This window comes from Bradyrhizobium sp. Kon56, from assembly GCF_055807635.1.
This window is the reverse complement of the sequence record NZ_JBVVOU010000006.1, coordinates 181,790-196,560: the sequence shown is the minus strand read 5'-3', so window position 1 is coordinate 196,560 and position 14,771 is coordinate 181,790. Positions and strand designations below refer to the sequence as shown.

The 14,771-nt window shown below is 64.3% G+C and carries 11 protein-coding genes; 5 read left to right on the top strand and 6 right to left on the bottom strand.

Annotated elements, in window-relative coordinates:
- Positions 1-48: 48 nt before the first annotated feature.
- Positions 49-654, top strand: a complete 606-nt coding sequence (locus AC0L3B_RS12500; RefSeq protein WP_085361676.1) for a GNAT family N-acetyltransferase — start codon at positions 49-51, stop codon at positions 652-654.
- A gap of 166 nt (positions 655-820) precedes the next feature.
- Here the strand turns inward: AC0L3B_RS12500 and AC0L3B_RS12495 are convergent, their stop codons facing one another.
- Positions 821-1,768 carry a threonine/serine dehydratase gene (locus AC0L3B_RS12495; protein ID WP_085385090.1) on the bottom strand — a complete coding sequence of 316 codons (948 nt, stop codon included), beginning with the start codon at positions 1,766-1,768 and terminating at the stop codon, positions 821-823.
- 157 nt (positions 1,769-1,925) lie between these two features.
- On the opposite strand from AC0L3B_RS12495, the gene AC0L3B_RS12490 reads away from it, so the two are divergent.
- Positions 1,926-2,555 (top strand): glutathione S-transferase family protein, encoded by a 630-nt coding sequence (locus AC0L3B_RS12490; protein WP_473380442.1) that lies wholly within the window; start codon positions 1,926-1,928, stop codon positions 2,553-2,555.
- Between the two features lie 6 nt (positions 2,556-2,561).
- On the opposite strand, the gene AC0L3B_RS12485 is transcribed toward AC0L3B_RS12490, so the two are convergent.
- From AC0L3B_RS12485 to metF, 3 genes are all read right to left on the bottom strand, one after another.
- Complete coding sequence (locus tag AC0L3B_RS12485; protein ID WP_368508807.1) at positions 2,562-3,569, bottom strand: DUF3592 domain-containing protein; 1,008 nt, start codon at positions 3,567-3,569, stop codon at positions 2,562-2,564.
- 448 nt (positions 3,570-4,017) lie between these two features.
- The gene (gene metH / locus AC0L3B_RS12480) at positions 4,018-7,881 is read right to left on the bottom strand and encodes a methionine synthase (protein WP_473380441.1); all 3,864 of its coding nucleotides are present in this window, start codon (positions 7,879-7,881) and stop codon (positions 4,018-4,020) included.
- Positions 7,882-7,887: 6 nt separating this feature from the next.
- Positions 7,888-8,808 (bottom strand): methylenetetrahydrofolate reductase [NAD(P)H], encoded by a 921-nt coding sequence (gene metF, locus AC0L3B_RS12475; protein WP_473380440.1) that lies wholly within the window; start codon positions 8,806-8,808, stop codon positions 7,888-7,890.
- A 399-nt stretch (positions 8,809-9,207) separates the two neighbouring features.
- Here metF and AC0L3B_RS12470 point away from each other — a divergent pair, with 399 nt between their 5' ends.
- Entirely contained in the window at positions 9,208-10,221 is a 1,014-nt protein-coding gene (locus AC0L3B_RS12470; RefSeq protein ID WP_018454701.1) for an LLM class flavin-dependent oxidoreductase, read from the top strand.
- Between the two features lie 45 nt (positions 10,222-10,266).
- On the opposite strand, the gene AC0L3B_RS12465 is transcribed toward AC0L3B_RS12470, so the two are convergent.
- Both AC0L3B_RS12465 and AC0L3B_RS12460 read right to left on the bottom strand, forming a co-directional pair.
- Positions 10,267-11,112 carry a prephenate dehydratase gene (locus AC0L3B_RS12465; RefSeq protein WP_085351723.1) on the bottom strand — a complete coding sequence of 282 codons (846 nt, stop codon included), beginning with the start codon at positions 11,110-11,112 and terminating at the stop codon, positions 10,267-10,269.
- Positions 11,113-11,133: 21 nt separating this feature from the next.
- Positions 11,134-11,874, bottom strand: a complete 741-nt coding sequence (locus AC0L3B_RS12460; RefSeq protein ID WP_018454699.1) for a 3-deoxy-manno-octulosonate cytidylyltransferase — start codon at positions 11,872-11,874, stop codon at positions 11,134-11,136.
- 219 nt (positions 11,875-12,093) lie between these two features.
- Between AC0L3B_RS12460 and AC0L3B_RS12455 the strand changes: the two genes are divergently transcribed.
- Complete coding sequence (locus AC0L3B_RS12455; RefSeq protein ID WP_018454698.1) at positions 12,094-12,648, top strand: c-type cytochrome; 555 nt, start codon at positions 12,094-12,096, stop codon at positions 12,646-12,648.
- Positions 12,649-12,857: 209 nt separating this feature from the next.
- Positions 12,858-14,759: an extracellular solute-binding protein gene (locus tag AC0L3B_RS12450; RefSeq protein ID WP_026232797.1), complete on the top strand. Its 1,902-nt coding sequence runs from the start codon at positions 12,858-12,860 to the stop codon at positions 14,757-14,759.
- Positions 14,760-14,771 lie beyond the last annotated feature (12 nt).

Sequence of the window (14,771 nt, the reverse complement as noted above, 5' to 3'; positions counted from 1 at the left end):
ACGACCCGGAATGTGTGGCCGGCGCTCAGCTTCAAAGGGACGCATCCCATGATCCTCCCCGACGGCTATTCCGACATCCCCGCCGGCAAGATCGCCGCCGTCGTTACCCATCTCGAGATGACCGCGCGCCCCGCGCGCCGCGCCGATCCGCCCGGCGCTCCATCAGGTCTTTGGACCCTGCGCAAGGTCGATACCCCCGCGCTTCATTGGTATCGCGACCTCCATCGCCGCGTCGGCGAGGAGTGGTTGTGGTTTTCGCGGGCGCGCATGAACGATGCCGAGCTCGCTGCCGTCATCCATGCGCCGGGCGTCGAGGTCTATACGCTTGTCGTGGACGGCCGCGATGAAGGCCTGCTGGAGCTGGACTTTCGCGAGGCCGGCCAGTGCGAGCTGGTGTATTTCGGCGTCACCGCAAAACTGATCGGCAGTGGTGCCGCCCGCTTCATGATGAACCATGCACTTGAAATCGCATGGTCACGCGATTTGTCCCGCGTCTGGGTGCACACCTGCACCTTCGATCATCCGTCGGCCGTTGCGTTCTATCAGCGCTTCGGCTTCCGCCCGTTCCGCCGCCAGATTGAGATCGCCGACGATCCGCGGCTCGATGGCACGGTGCCGCGGACGGCGGCGAGGCATATGCCGATCATCGGATAGTGCAGAGCTGCCTCCTACCCGTCATTGCAAGGAGCCCTTGCGACGAAGCAATCCAGTCTGTTTCCGCCGAGAGATACCGGATTGCTTCTCTGCGCTCGCAATGACGGAGCGTGGCACCGTCGTCCCTTTTCATTCGGGCTACGCGCTCCAGATCATGCGAAGCTCGCTAGCTGTTGAAATTCACCGCATTGGTGTTGGCGCCACAAACCAGTACCGCGACCCGCTCGCCGGGTGAGGGGCGATAGCGACCGGAGAGCAAGGCGGCAAATGCGGCGGCGCCGCCGGGCTCGGCCACCAGGCGCAGGCTCGACCACAAGGCCGACTGCGCCTGCTTGATCGCGTCGTCGGCGACCAGGACGACCCGCTCGACATGGGCCCGCGCAATCGGAAACATCAATTGTCCGACACGTCGCGGGGCGAGACTATCGGCGGCGATGCCGCCCGCCGGCGCATCGATCGGCGCGCCTGCCGCGAAGGCGGCGTGAAGCGTTGGCGACTGCTCCGGCTCGACCGCGACGATGCGCGTCCTGCCGGCACTCCAGGCCGCCATGCCACCGATCAGGCCGCCGCCGCCGACTGCAACCAGCACCGTGTCAATGCCCGGTGCATCCTGCTCCAGCTCCATTCCGACACTGCCCTGACCGAGCAAGGTCTCGACCTGGTCGTAGGCATGCACCGCCATGGCGCCGGTCTGCGCGACATGGGTTTCGCTTGCGGCGAGCGCGTCGGCATAGCGGCTGCCCGCAATCACGAGTTTCGCGCCATAGCCTCTGATACGCTCGGCTTTGGCCGGCGAGGTGATCTCGGGCACGAAAATCGTGGCCGGGATGCCGAGCCGCTGCGCCGCATACGCCACCGCCGCGCCGTGATTGCCGCCCGATGCGGCGACGACACCGGCTTCCGGCAGCCGGCGCAACAGCAGGTTGGCGAAGGCACCCCGCGCCTTGAACGATCCGGAATGCTGCAGCATCTCGAGCTTGAACGTGACGGGAGAAGCCGGCAGGCCAAAATCGGCGAGATCGGCCTCAACGAGCGGCGTGCGCCGTATGTGCGGACGGATGACGGCCTCGGTCGCCGCGATCCGCTCCCGATTGATGTCCATTGTTGCTGTCATGATGCCGTCCTTGATAACGCATCCGGCAGCCGCTGTCGCGGCGCCGTTGCATGCAGCGCAATGCTCCACTTCCATGATTTTGCTTGCGCCACTGCGGCCTTGCCGTGGAAACTGATCGGCCCTGCCTCGTCCAAAAGCCAGAGAAGAGCGCAAAACCATGTTCCTGATCGGCCAATATGATTCCCCCTTCGTCCGCCGCGTCGCGATTGCGCTGCGGCTTTACGGCCTCGCCTTCGAGCACAGGCCGTGGTCGACCTTCGGCGACGCCGACAAGATCGCGCCCTATAATCCGCTGCGCCGCGTGCCGACGCTGGTGCTCGACGACGGCGAGGCGCTGATCGAGAGCACGTTCATCCTCGATTATCTCGACGAGCTCGCCGGGCCGGAGAAGGCGATGCTGCCGCGCTCCGGCGCCGAGCGCCGGCATCACTTGCGCATCTGCGCGCTCGCGTCCGGCCTCGGCGACAAGGCCGTGAGCCTGCTCTACGAACGCGTGCTGCGGAAGGAGCAGCTTACGCTATGGGTCGAGCGCTGCCAGGCGCAGATCGCGGACGTGCTGAAAGCGCTGGAGGCCGAGCGCGCCAAGGTGACCACGCCGTACTGTCTGGGTGACCGCATCGGCCACGCCGATATTGTGGTCGCCTGCGTCGTCCGCTTCACCCGCGAGGCCCATCCGCAGTTGTTCGAGCCATCGCGCTATCCGGCGCTGTCGGCGCATGCCGACGCGTGCGAGGCGCTGGCGCCGTTCAAGGAGATCGTGCAGCCACTGTCACCGCCGAAGGGGTGATCGCCGCTACGCGAACCCGACCTTGATCAGGATCGTCAGGAACAGGCCGCCGACGACCGCGCAGACCGCGGCACCGATCAGCGGCCCCAGCGCGCCTCCCCGGCTTGCAGGCTCCAGCACGGCTTGTCCGGGCTGGTCCGGATCGTAATAGACTTGGACGCTCTTCCCAGGCCGATATTTCGCCGCGGCCTCTTCGGCGACCTCGCGCAGGCCGGAGATCATGGTGCCGTTCCAATCGACTTCGGTGCCGATGAAGTCGCGCTTGCCGACTCTGTAGGCGTAGCGCAGGTCGACCTGATAGCGGTGGACGAGCTTTGAAGTCGTCGGTCGATTGTCGTGCTCGGTCTTCTCTTCGATGATTTCCTCGATCACGTCGCAATGGGTGACCCTGCCCGACGCGGTCGGCCAGCGCAGGCTGGCGCTCGCCCGCCGGCGCGTCCGGACATAATCGGCGGCGAGGAACACCCCGCCCACGAGCACGATGATCGGCACCGCGAACGCGAACAGCGGGACGCCCTTGTCGGCGTAGAGCACGTGGCCCGCGAACGAATGCGCGGTCAGGGTGGCGGCGATGACGCCGAACACCATTGTGAACGCCACCAGGGCCGCGACGTTCTGCGCGGCGGCAGGCTCCAGCAGCGCCTCTGTCGGTTGCTTCGGATCGACATGGACCTCGACATGGGCGCCGACCGGATAGCGTCCGGTCAGTTTTGCGGCCAGGACCCTCGTCGTGATGACGGTGCCGCCGACAAAGATCTTGTCGCCTTCCAGCTCCTGGCCGCCGGCCTGATAGCGATAGCGGATGATGGGCTTGGCGTCGTTCCGATCGTCCGAGGAATGCGCCGTCGGCTGGTCGACTTGGGAGACCGTGATGATGCCCTCAACCTTGTCCCAGCTCCGCGCCGCCACCATCCGGCCCCGCATGCGGATCAGATTGAACAGCGTCAATCCAAACAGCAGCACGGCGATGCCGGCGGCAATCTGTGTCCACATCAATTGTTGGGCGTTCAGCATCCGATTCCCCTGCGCTTCGGCGGCGACCGCCATTGGTCGTGGCGAACGCGCTTTGCGTTCGATGCTGTGCGTTGCCCCAGCACATGCCAGGCATAGCTTCACCAATGTCGTCCTGGCGAAAGCCAGGACCCATTGCCCCAGCGGGTCATTTGGCGAAGATTGGTCGTTCGGTATTGCCTGCGATGGCCACCAATGGATCACCCGGTATGGATGGCTTTCGCCAGGACGACAGCGAACGTGTGGCACGCGCCGTGATGGCGACTGGCGAGGGAGTATCAAACGGGCACGGTCGGCGATGATGGAATGTTACAGGTGTTTTGCCCGACGCCGCAAGCAATTTCGGTAATATCGAAAAATTATTCGGTGACACCGCAAAAATTATCGAGCTTTTTCAACCCCATGCCTACTGTGCATGGGGTTGATTTCTCGTTTTCTGTTTGGAGGGCGCCTAACCCGCGCCCGCGCGCTTCTTCTGCCAGACCAGGTGCACCGCGCAGGTGCAGCCCGGCGGATGCGACGCAAGCTCCTTCGACGTCTCGTCGTTCGCCGGCGTTGCCGTGAACGCCGCCTTGTCGCTCGCACCCTCTCGCGTCGGGATGTAGTTCAGAATCGGCGCGAGCCAGCGCTCGGTCTCGGCGACGCTCATGCCCTTGCGCGCAGCATAATCCTCGACCTGATCGCGCTCGATCTTGCCGACTCCGAAATAATAGCTCTCTGGATTGGCGAGATAGAGCCCCGACACGGAGGAGCCCGGCCACATCGCATAGCTCTCGGTCAGCTTCACGCCGGCAGTGTTCTCGGCATCGAGCAGCTCGAACAGCGTGGCCTTCTCGGTGTGATCGGGTTGCGCGGGATAGCCGGGGGCGGGACGGATGCCCTGATACTTTTCGAGGATCAACTCGTCGGTCGAGAGCGCCTCGTCCGGCGCATAGGCCCAGAACTCGCGGCGGACGCGGGCATGCATGCGCTCGGCGAACGCTTCGGCGAGGCGGTCGGCCAGCGCCTTGCACAGGATCGAGGAATAGTCGTCATTGGCCATCTTGAAACGGTCGGCGACCACATCCTCGCCGATGCCGGCGGTGACGACGAAGCCGCCGACGTAGTCGGGCACGCCGGTGGTGGCGGGCGCGACGAAGTCGGACAGCGCGGCGTTGAAACGGCCCTCGCGCTTCTCGAGCTGCTGGCGCAGCGTGTGCAGCGTCGCGATCGTCCTGGTCCGGCTCTCGTCGGCATAGAGCACGATGTCGTCGCCCTGCGCATTGGCCGGCCAGAAGCCGACGGTGGCGCGCGCGCGGAACCATTTCTCCTTGACGATCAGGTCGAGCATCTTGCGCGCGTCGTCGTAGAGCGAGCGCGCAACTTCGCCGACCTTGGCGTCGTCGAGGATGGCAGGGAAGCGCCCGGCGAGCTCCCAGGTCTGGAAGAACGGCGTCCAGTCGATATAGGGCACCAGCTCGGCGAGATCGTAGTCGTCAAAGCTTCGGGTGCCGAGGAAGGTCGGCTTCACCGGCTTGTTCGCGGTGAAGTCGACCGGCACGCGGTTGGCGCGGGCGGTCGCCAGCTTCAGCCGCTTCTTGTCGGCCTGGGCGCGCATATGGGCGTCCGAGATCTTTGCGTATTCGGCGCGGACTTCGGCGGCATAGGCCTCGCGCCTCTCGGGCGACAGCAGCGCCGACGCAACACCGACGGCGCGGCTGGCGTCGTTGACATGCACCACGGGGCCTGCGCGATAGCTCGGGTCGATCTTGACCGCGGTATGCACGCGGCTCGTGGTGGCGCCGCCGATCAAGAGCGGCAGCTTGAGGCCTTCGCGCTGCAATTCTGCGGCGAAGAACGCCATCTCGTCGAGCGAGGGTGTGATCAGGCCGGACAGCCCGACGATGTCGGCCTTCTCCGCCTTCACCGTCTCGACGATCTTGGCCGCGGGCACCATCACGCCGAGGTCGATGACCTCGTAATTGTTGCACTGGAGCACGATGCCGACGATGTTCTTGCCGATGTCGTGGACGTCGCCCTTGACGGTCGCGAGCACGATCTTGCCGGCGGACGAGGAGCCTTCCGTGCCGATGCCGTTGGCGTGATTGCGCGCCTTCTCCTCCTCCATGAACGGCATCAGCCAGGCGACAGCCTGCTTCATCACGCGGGCCGACTTCACCACCTGCGGCAGGAACATCTTGCCGTCGCCGAAGAGATCGCCGACCACGTTCATGCCGGCCATCAGCGGTCCCTCGATCACGTCGAGTGGCCGCGTCGAGGCCTTGCGGGCCTCTTCGGTATCCTGCTCGATGAATTCGGTGATGCCGTGCACCAGCGAATGTGACAGCCGCTTCGCCACCGGCCATTCGCGCCAGGCGAGATCGGCTTCCTTGGTCTGAGTCTTGTTGCCGCGGAATCTTTCCGCAAGCGCCAGCAGACGCTCGGACGCACCGGGGTCGCGGTTGAGGATGACGTCCTCGCACACCTGGCGCAATTCGGGATCGATATCGTCATAGACGATCATCTGCCCGGCATTGACGATGCCCATGTCCATGCCGGCCTTGATGGCGTGATACAGGAACACCGAGTGCATGGCCTCGCGCACCGGCTCGTTGCCGCGGAACGAGAACGACAAATTGGACACACCACCAGAAATGTGCGCGCCCGGCAGATTCTTGCGGATCCAGCGCGTCGCCTCGATGAAGTCGACGCCGTAATTGTTGTGCTCCTCGATGCCGGTTGCGATCGCGAAAATATTGGGATCGAAGATGATGTCTTCCGGCGGGAAGCCGACGCGGTTCACCAGGATGTCGTAGGCGCGCTTGCAGATCTCGGTCTTGCGGGCGAACGTGTCGGCCTGGCCGACCTCGTCGAACGCCATCACCACGACGGCCGCGCCGTGACGGCGGGCGATCTTGGCCTCGTGAATGAATTTGTCCTCGCCTTCCTTCATCGAGATCGAGTTGACGACCGGCTTGCCCTGCACGCATTTCAGGCCGGCCTCGATCACGGAGAATTTCGAGCTGTCGACCATTACGGGGACGCGGGCAATGTCGGGCTCGGCGGCGACAAGGTTGAGGAAGGTCACCATCGCGGCTTCCGAGTCCAGAAGACCCTCGTCCATGTTGACGTCGATGATCTGCGCGCCGTTCTCGACCTGGTCGCGCGCGACCTGCAGCGCGGCGGTGTAGTCGCCGGCGGTGACCAGCTTGCGGAAGCGGGCGGAGCCGGTGACGTTGGTGCGCTCGCCGACGTTCACGAAGGGAATGGCGTCGGTCAGGATGAACGGCTCGAGGCCGGAGAGCCGCAAGCGAGGTTCGATCTCCGGCACGATGCGCGGCTTGTGCGGCGCGACCGCAGCCGCAATCGCCGCGATATGGTCCGGCGTGGTGCCGCAGCAACCGCCGACGATGTTGACGAGGCCATCGCGCGCGAACTCGCCGACCAGGCGGGCCATGTATTCCGGGGTCTCGTCATACTGGCCGAACTCGTTGGGCAGGCCGGCATTGGGATAGGCGCAAACAAGCGTGTCGGCGACGCGGCCGATATCGGCGATATGCGCGCGCAGATCTTCCGCGCCGAGCGCGCAGTTGAAGCCGATGGTGACGGGCTTGGCGTGCTGGACCGAATGCCAGAACGCTTCCGGCAACTGGCCGGACAGCAGGCGGCCGGACTTGTCGGTGATGGTGCCCGACACCATCACGGGCATGTCGATGCCACGTTCTTCCGTGATCTCGGCGATCGCGTACAGCGCCGCCTTGGCGTTCAGCGTGTCGAAGATGGTCTCGACCAGCAGCAGATCGACGCCGCCGTCGAGCATGCCGTTGATCTGCTCGCCATAGGATTTGCGCAGGTCGTCGAACGTGACGGCGCGGTAGCCGGGATTGGACACGTCAGGCGAGATCGAGGCGGTGCGGTTGGTCGGTCCGATGGCCCCGGCGACGAAGCGCGGCTTGCCGTCCTCGGCCTCGACGCGGCGTGCGGCGTTGCCGGCGAGGCGGGCGCCTTCTCGCGCCATCTCGTAGACGATGTCGGCGAGATCGTAATCGGCCTGGGCAATCGAGGTCGTGGAGAAGGTGTTGGTCGCGACGATGTCGGCGCCGGCGCGCAAGTAAGCGGCGTGGATGTCCTCGATCGCCTGCGGTTGGGTCAGGATCAAGAGGTCGTTGTTGCCGCGCAAATCGCGATGGAAGTTCTTGAATCGCTCGCCGCGGAAGGCGGCCTCGTCGAACTGGAGATTCTGGATCATCGTGCCCATGGCGCCGTCGAGCACGAGAATGCGCTCGCGCGCGGCGTTGAGCAGGGTGGTTCGCTTGGGAGAGGTGGATACGGTCATGCTGTCTTAAGCCGCCTTCTGCGCGCTCTTGGCGCGGATGCCGAGCAAATGGCTGATCGCGAACACGAGATCGGCGCGGTTCATGGTGTAGAAATGGAAGGTGTCGACGCCGTGCTTCGCCAGCTTCTGCACCTGGCCGGCCGCGACGGTCGCCGCCACCAGCTTGCGGGTCTCGGCGTCTTCGTCGAGCCCCTCGAATTTCGCGGCGAACCAGTCCGGCACGGAGGTGCCGGCGCGGGTGACGAAATTGCGAGCATGCTTGAAATTATGCATGGGCATGATGCCCGGCACGATCGGGATGTTGATCCCGCGCGCGCGCACGCGGTCGAGATAGCGGAAATAGAGGTCGTTATCGAAGAACACCTGCGTGATCGCGCGGGTCGCACCTGCATCGACCTTGGCCTGCAGCGTGTCGATGTCATCGTCGAAGTCGCGCGCCTCGGGATGCTTCTCAGGGTACGCCGAGACCGACACCTCGATATCGCCGTGCCGCTTCTTGATGCCGGCGACGAGGTCGGCGGAGCTCTGGTAGCCATCGGGATGGCTGGAATAGGCCGTGCCAATGCCGCCCGGGGGATCGCCGCGCAGGCCGACGATGTGGCGGACGCCGACCTCGTGATAGCGGTCGACGATCTCGTCGATCTCCCCGCGGGAGGCGCCGACGCAGGTCAGATGCGCGGCCGGCAGCAGCGCGGTTTCTTTCAGGATGCGCGAGATGGTCGCGTGGGTCCGCTCACGGGTCGAGCCGCCGGCGCCATAGGTCACCGAGACGAATTTCGGGTCGAGCGGGGCCAGCCGGTTGATGGTGTCCCAGAGATTGCGCTCCATATCTTCGGTCTTGGGCGGAAAGAACTCGAAGGAAATCGCAGGCCGCTTCAGGTACCCGTCTTGCCCGCCGGTGTGGGCAGGCATTGTCGCGTCAGTCATGGGCACCACTCACTCTCCAAGGGCGCGCCGGGTCGTTGGCGGCCGGCGGTCAGGTCTAGATTGCGAAAGGCCAAGATAAGCCAAAGCGGCCGCATCCGACAGCCCATCGGTAATGGGAAGTGGCCCACTTTGGCGGTGTTGGCATAAAATATTCGGTGATTTAGAATCGAAGTGGGAAGCTCGGTTTGGTATAAAAAGATAAATATACCAGCCAAGTAGAGAGAACTTGCGGATTAACTGGCGCAATATATTGAGTGGGCAATATGAAAGTCATGTTGCCAGATTGATCATTGTCCCAACGCCGCGGCGCGGGTCCGGAGCGCGCGGGCCCTGGCCTGCACGTCAGATCTGCGCGCCCTCCCATTGCCGCCGCGCTGCCCTCCACTACGTTAGCGCGCCATGATCCCGCTCTCAGTCCTCGACCTCTCCGTCGTCACCACCGGCACAAAGCCCGCCGCGGCGCTGCGCAACAGCATCGACCTGGCGCGCCATGTCGATGGGCTCGGCTATGTCCGCTATTGGCTCGCCGAGCATCACAACCTCGCCTCCGTCGCGAGCCCGGCGCCCGACGTGATGATCGGGCAGATCGCGGCGGTGACCAAGCACATCCGCGTCGGCTCCGGTGGCGTGATGCTGCCCAATCACGCGCCGCTGGTCGTGGCCGAGCGCTTCAAGATGCTGGAGGCGCTGTTTCCGGGCCGCATCGATCTCGGCCTCGGCCGCGCCCCTGGCACCGACGGCGCCACGGCCTATGCGCTGCGCAGCCGGCTCGACCGTCGCGAAGGCGACGATTTCCTCGAGCGGCTGCACGAATTGATCCTGTGGCAGACCCGGGAATTCCCCTCGGGCCATCCCTATCACAACGTCGTTGCGATGCCCGACGATACGCCGTTGCCGCCGATCTGGCTGCTCGGCTCCAGCGATTATTCGTCGGAGCTCGCCGCGCAAATCGGCATGGGGTTCGCATTCGCCCATCATTTTGCGTCCCACGATGCGATCGATGCGATGGTGCATTATCGCAATCGTTTTCAGCCCTCGGCCTGGAGTGCGAGCCCGCGCGCGATCCTCGCGGTCGCCGTCATTGCGGCCGACACGGATGACGAAGCCGAAAAGCTCGCCGCGTCTTTCGACCTCAACCGCCTGCGCCGGGACCGCGGCCAGTATCTTCCGTTGCCGAGCGTCGAAGAGGCGCTGGCCTATCCCTATACCGACTCGGAGCGCGCCTCGATGCGGCGCAACCGTTCCCGTCTGTTCGTCGGCAGCCGGGCAACCGTGCAGAAGACGCTGCAGCCGTTGATCGATGCGAGCAAGCCGGACGAGTTGATGGTGATTACCGCCGTGTACGATCACGAGGCACGAAAGAAATCATATTCGCTGCTGGCTGAGGCGTTCGGGCTTAAGGCGGTCGGATAAGGCTCTGGTGCTCCGGCTCGCGCTTCGCGCGTCCGGGACACGAATCTATTCCATCGTCGCGCGGAACGGGTGCCCCGGATACACGCCAACGATGCGGAATTCGCGTGAGAAGAATTTCAGCTCCTCGATCGCGAAAGCGAGGCCCTTGTCCTCGGGGTGGCCGTCGACGTCGGCATAAAACTGCGTGGCGAAGAAATTGCCGTCGACCATATAGCTCTCGAGCTTGGTCATGTTGACGCCGTTGGTGGCAAAGCCACCGAGCGCCTTGTAGAGCGCGGCGGGCAAATTGCGCACCCGGAACACAAAAGTCGTGACCAACGGACCGGAGCCCTGTGCGGCCCATTTCGGTTCGCGCGCGAGCACCACGAAGCGCGTGGTGTTGTGGGCCTCGTCCTCGATGTCCTCCGCGAGGATGTCGAGGCCGTAGATCTGCGCGGCGAGGCGCGAGGCGATCGCGGCGACGGACTTGTCGTTACGCTCGGAAATGTCGCGGGCGCTGCCGGCGGTGTCGGCGTGCACGATTGGCTTGATGCCAAGCTTGCGAATGATGCGCCGGCATTGGCCGAGCGCGTGCACGTGGCTCTCGACGCTCTTGATGTCCTCGAGCCTGGTCCCCTTCACCGCCATCAGCTGATGCCGGACCGGCAGAAACCATTCGCCGATGATGAAGAGGCCGGAGGCCGGCAGCAAATGATGGATGTCGGCGACGCGGCCTGCGACCGAATTCTCGATCGGAATCATGCCGAGATCGGCTTCGCCCGACGAGATCGCCGACAAGGCGTCCTCGAAGGTGGCGCAGGGCATCGGCTCGGCGTCGGGATAGGCCTCGACGATGGCGATGTGCGAATTGGCCCCAGGCTCGCCCTGGAATGCGATTTTCAGCTTGCTCATGCTCGGCCTTGTAACAGCGGCTCAGGATTTGGAAAGGATGCTGCGGGCGGTTTCCAGGTCCGCCGGCGTGTCGACCCCGCGGGGCACGGTATCGACAATGGTGAAGTCGATGCGCATTCCGGCCTCGAGCGCCCGGAGCTGCTCGAGCTTCTCCTGCAATTCCAGCGGCGACGGCGGAAGCCGGACGTAGCGCTCCAGCGCGGCACGGCGATAGGCATAGAGACCGATATGGTGGTAGCGCGGTCCGTCGCCGGTCGGCGCGGTTGCGCGGGTGAAATAAAGTGCGCGCATGCGTCTGCCGCCGAGCGAGGTTCCGATCGCCTTCACGACGCTCGGCGCGAGGTCCTCCTCCTCGGTGTGGATCTGCGACGCCAGCGTTGCGATATCCACGGCGGGGTCTTGCAGCGGCGGCAACACCTCGCGGATGTTGTCGATCGTGATGGTCGGGAAATCGCCCTGCAGATTGACCACAATCTCGGCTTTGCCGTCCGGATCGAGCTTCTGCATGGCCTCGTGGATGCGGTCGGAGCCGGACGGATGCTCCGGGCGGGTCATCACGGCCTCGCCACCATGGGCGGTCACGACGGATGCGATCTCCGCGGTGTCGGTTGCGACCGCGACCCGGCCTATCCCGGCCGCTTCGGCACGGCGCATCACGTGCACGATCATCGGCTGCCCCGCGATATCGGCTAGCGGCTTGCCGGGCAGGCGGGTGGCGGCCATGCGGGCCGGAATCAGCACCAGGATGCGGGGATCGATCATCGGTTCAAGGGCCTGGAAACGGGGCGTTTTCCGCGCCGGGAAATGGGGTGGGGACGGGGGTGAAGCCCGCTCGCTTATACGGGTTGCCAGACCCCGGGCAAACCGATATCTCAATGGCAAAACTCGGGGAAACAGTAAGGAACGTTGATTCCCCGAGGCTCGTCCTGGCGGCCGCACTGGGCCGCTCGATCCTTCTTGCGGTGTGGGGCCTGGCCGGAAATGGACTCTTTCGAACTGAACAAGATTCTCGGTGCCGTGCTCGGCACCTGTCTCCTTCTGCTGGTGACGAGCTTCACCGCCAGTGCGCTGTTCTCGCCCAAGATGCCGGAGAAGCCGGGCTTCGAGATCGCCGTGAAGGAAGACGCCGGCCATGGCAAGGAAGGCGGCGCTGCCGCCGCGGCTGCCGAGCCGATCGAAAAGCTGCTCCAGACCGCCTCGGTCGAGAAGGGCGCCGCCGCTGCCAAGAAGTGCGGCGCTTGCCACACCTTCGAGAAGGGCGGCCCGAACCGTGTCGGTCCGAACCTCTATGGCGTCGTCGGCGACCATGTTGGCGAGGGCCGCGGCGGCTTCAACTTCTCGGCCGCGATGAAGGCCAAGGGCGGCACCTGGGACTTCGATGCGCTCAACAAGTTCATCGCGAATCCCAAGGCAGCTGTCCCGGGCACCGCGATGGGCTTTGCTGGCATCCCGAAGGATAGCGAGCGTGCCGACGTGATCGCTTACCTGAACAGTCTCTCCGACAGCCCGAAGCCGCTGCCGACCGCGGCGAAGTAAGGCCTATCGACTTCGATCTTAGTACGCGGCCAGGCTGAAAAGCCTGGCCGTTTGCTTATCCGGGCCTCGCGGCGTTGTTATCGGGGCGTTTGGCCGCAACGATCGGCCAGCTGGCCCTCCAAGATGAGGAAAAAGCAACATATTCCGTCGAAACCTCGCCTATATTGGGAACTTAAAGGAGTAGCCTCCTTCAAGACAGGAATGTTGATTTGGCCCTTACCCGACGCGATCTCCTGCTCACCGGCACTGCTGCCGCAACGCTCCCCGCCCTTGGTTCCGTAGGGGGCCTTTCCGGCGTCGGCGTGGCACACGCGCAATCCGCCAACGAGCCCACCTGGCGGCACGCGCTGTCGCTGTTCGGACAGATCAAATACCCGGCGGATTTCAAGCGCTTCGACTACGTCAATCCGGAAGCGCCCAAGGGCGGCGTCGCGCGCCAGATCGCCGTCGGCACATTCGACAATTTCAACATCGTCGTCTCCGGTGTGAAGGGGCAAGTCGCCGGTGCCGTGGCGTTCATCTACGAATCCCTCACGACGGCCTCGCTTGACGAAGTCTCGACCGAGTACGGCGCGCTGGCCGAGGCCGTCAGCCATCCGGATGATTTCTCCTTCGTGACTTACCGCTTGCGGCCGCAAGCCAAATGGCACGACGGCAAGCCGGTAACCGCGGATGACGTGATCTTCTCGCTCGATTCCTTCAAGAAGCACCACCCGCAGTACTCGGCCTATTACAGCCATGTGACGAAAGCCGAGAAGGTCGGCGAGCGCGAGGTAAAATTCGTGTTCGACGCGCCGGGCAACCGCGAACTGCCGCAGATCGTCGGGCAGCTCACGGTCCTGCCGAAGCATTGGTGGGAGGGCACGGATGCGCAGGGCCGCAAGCGCGATGTCTCCGCCACCACGCTTGAAGTGCCTCTAGGTTCCGGCCCCTATCGGGTCAAGGAATTCGTTGCCGGGCGGTCGATCGCGCTGGAGCGCGTCAAGGATTACTGGGGGCGCGACCTCGCCGCCAATGTGGGCCGCAATAATTTCGACGAGCTGCGCTATGAGTATTTCCGCGACGCCACCGTGGCGATTGAGGCATTCAAGGCCGATCAGGTCGATTGGCGCACCGAGAACAGCGCGAAGAACTGGGCGACAGCCTACGATTTCCCGGCCGTCACCGAAAAACGCGTGATCCTCGAGGAGTTCGCCAATCGCAGCTCGGGCGTCATGCAGGCCTTCGTGCCGAACCTGCGCCGCGCCAAGTTTAAGGATCCGCGCGTGCGACGCGCGCTCAATTACGCGTTCGACTTTGAGGAGATGAACAAGCAGATCTTCTACGGCCAGTACAAGCGCATCAGCAGTTATTTCGACGGCATCGATGAGCTGATGGCGACCGGGTTGCCGCAGGGCAAGGAGCTCGAGATCCTCGAGACAGTCCGCGCCGAGGTCCCGCCCGAAGTCTTCACCACGGCCTACACGAACCCGGTCGGCGGCAGTCCGGAAGCCGTTCGCGACAATCTGCGCGAGGCGCTGCGCCTGTTCAAGGAAGCTGGCTACGAGGTGCGCGAGCGCAAGCTGATCGACGTCAAGACCGGCGCCCAGTTCTCCCTTGAATTGCTGAACTCGGATCCAAGCTTCGAGCGGATCACGCTGTTCTACAAGCCGTCGCTGGAACGGCTCGGCATTGCTGTCAGCGTGCGGACGGTGGATCCCACTCAGTACGAGAACAGGACGCGCGAGTGGGATTTCGACATCGTCACTAACTCCTGGGGCGAGTCGCAGTCGCCGGGTAACGAGCAGCGCGAATTCTGGTCCTCGAAGACGGCTGACATCGCCGGTTCACGCAACATCACCGGCATCAAGAATCCGGCGGTCGACAAGCTGATCGAGCGGGTGATCTACGCCAAGGGTCGCGACGATCTCGTCGCGGCAACCAAGGCACTCGACCGCGTGCTGCTGTGGAATCACTACGTCGTACCGCAGTGGACTTATACGAAGGTGCGCACCGCGCGCTGGGATCGGTTCGGCCGGCCGGCGGAATTACCCAAATACGGTCAGTCCGGCTTCCCGTTCATTTGGTGGTACGACGCGGACAAGGCGGCGCGGATCGCAAAGAAGTCGTGAAGGGCATTTCTC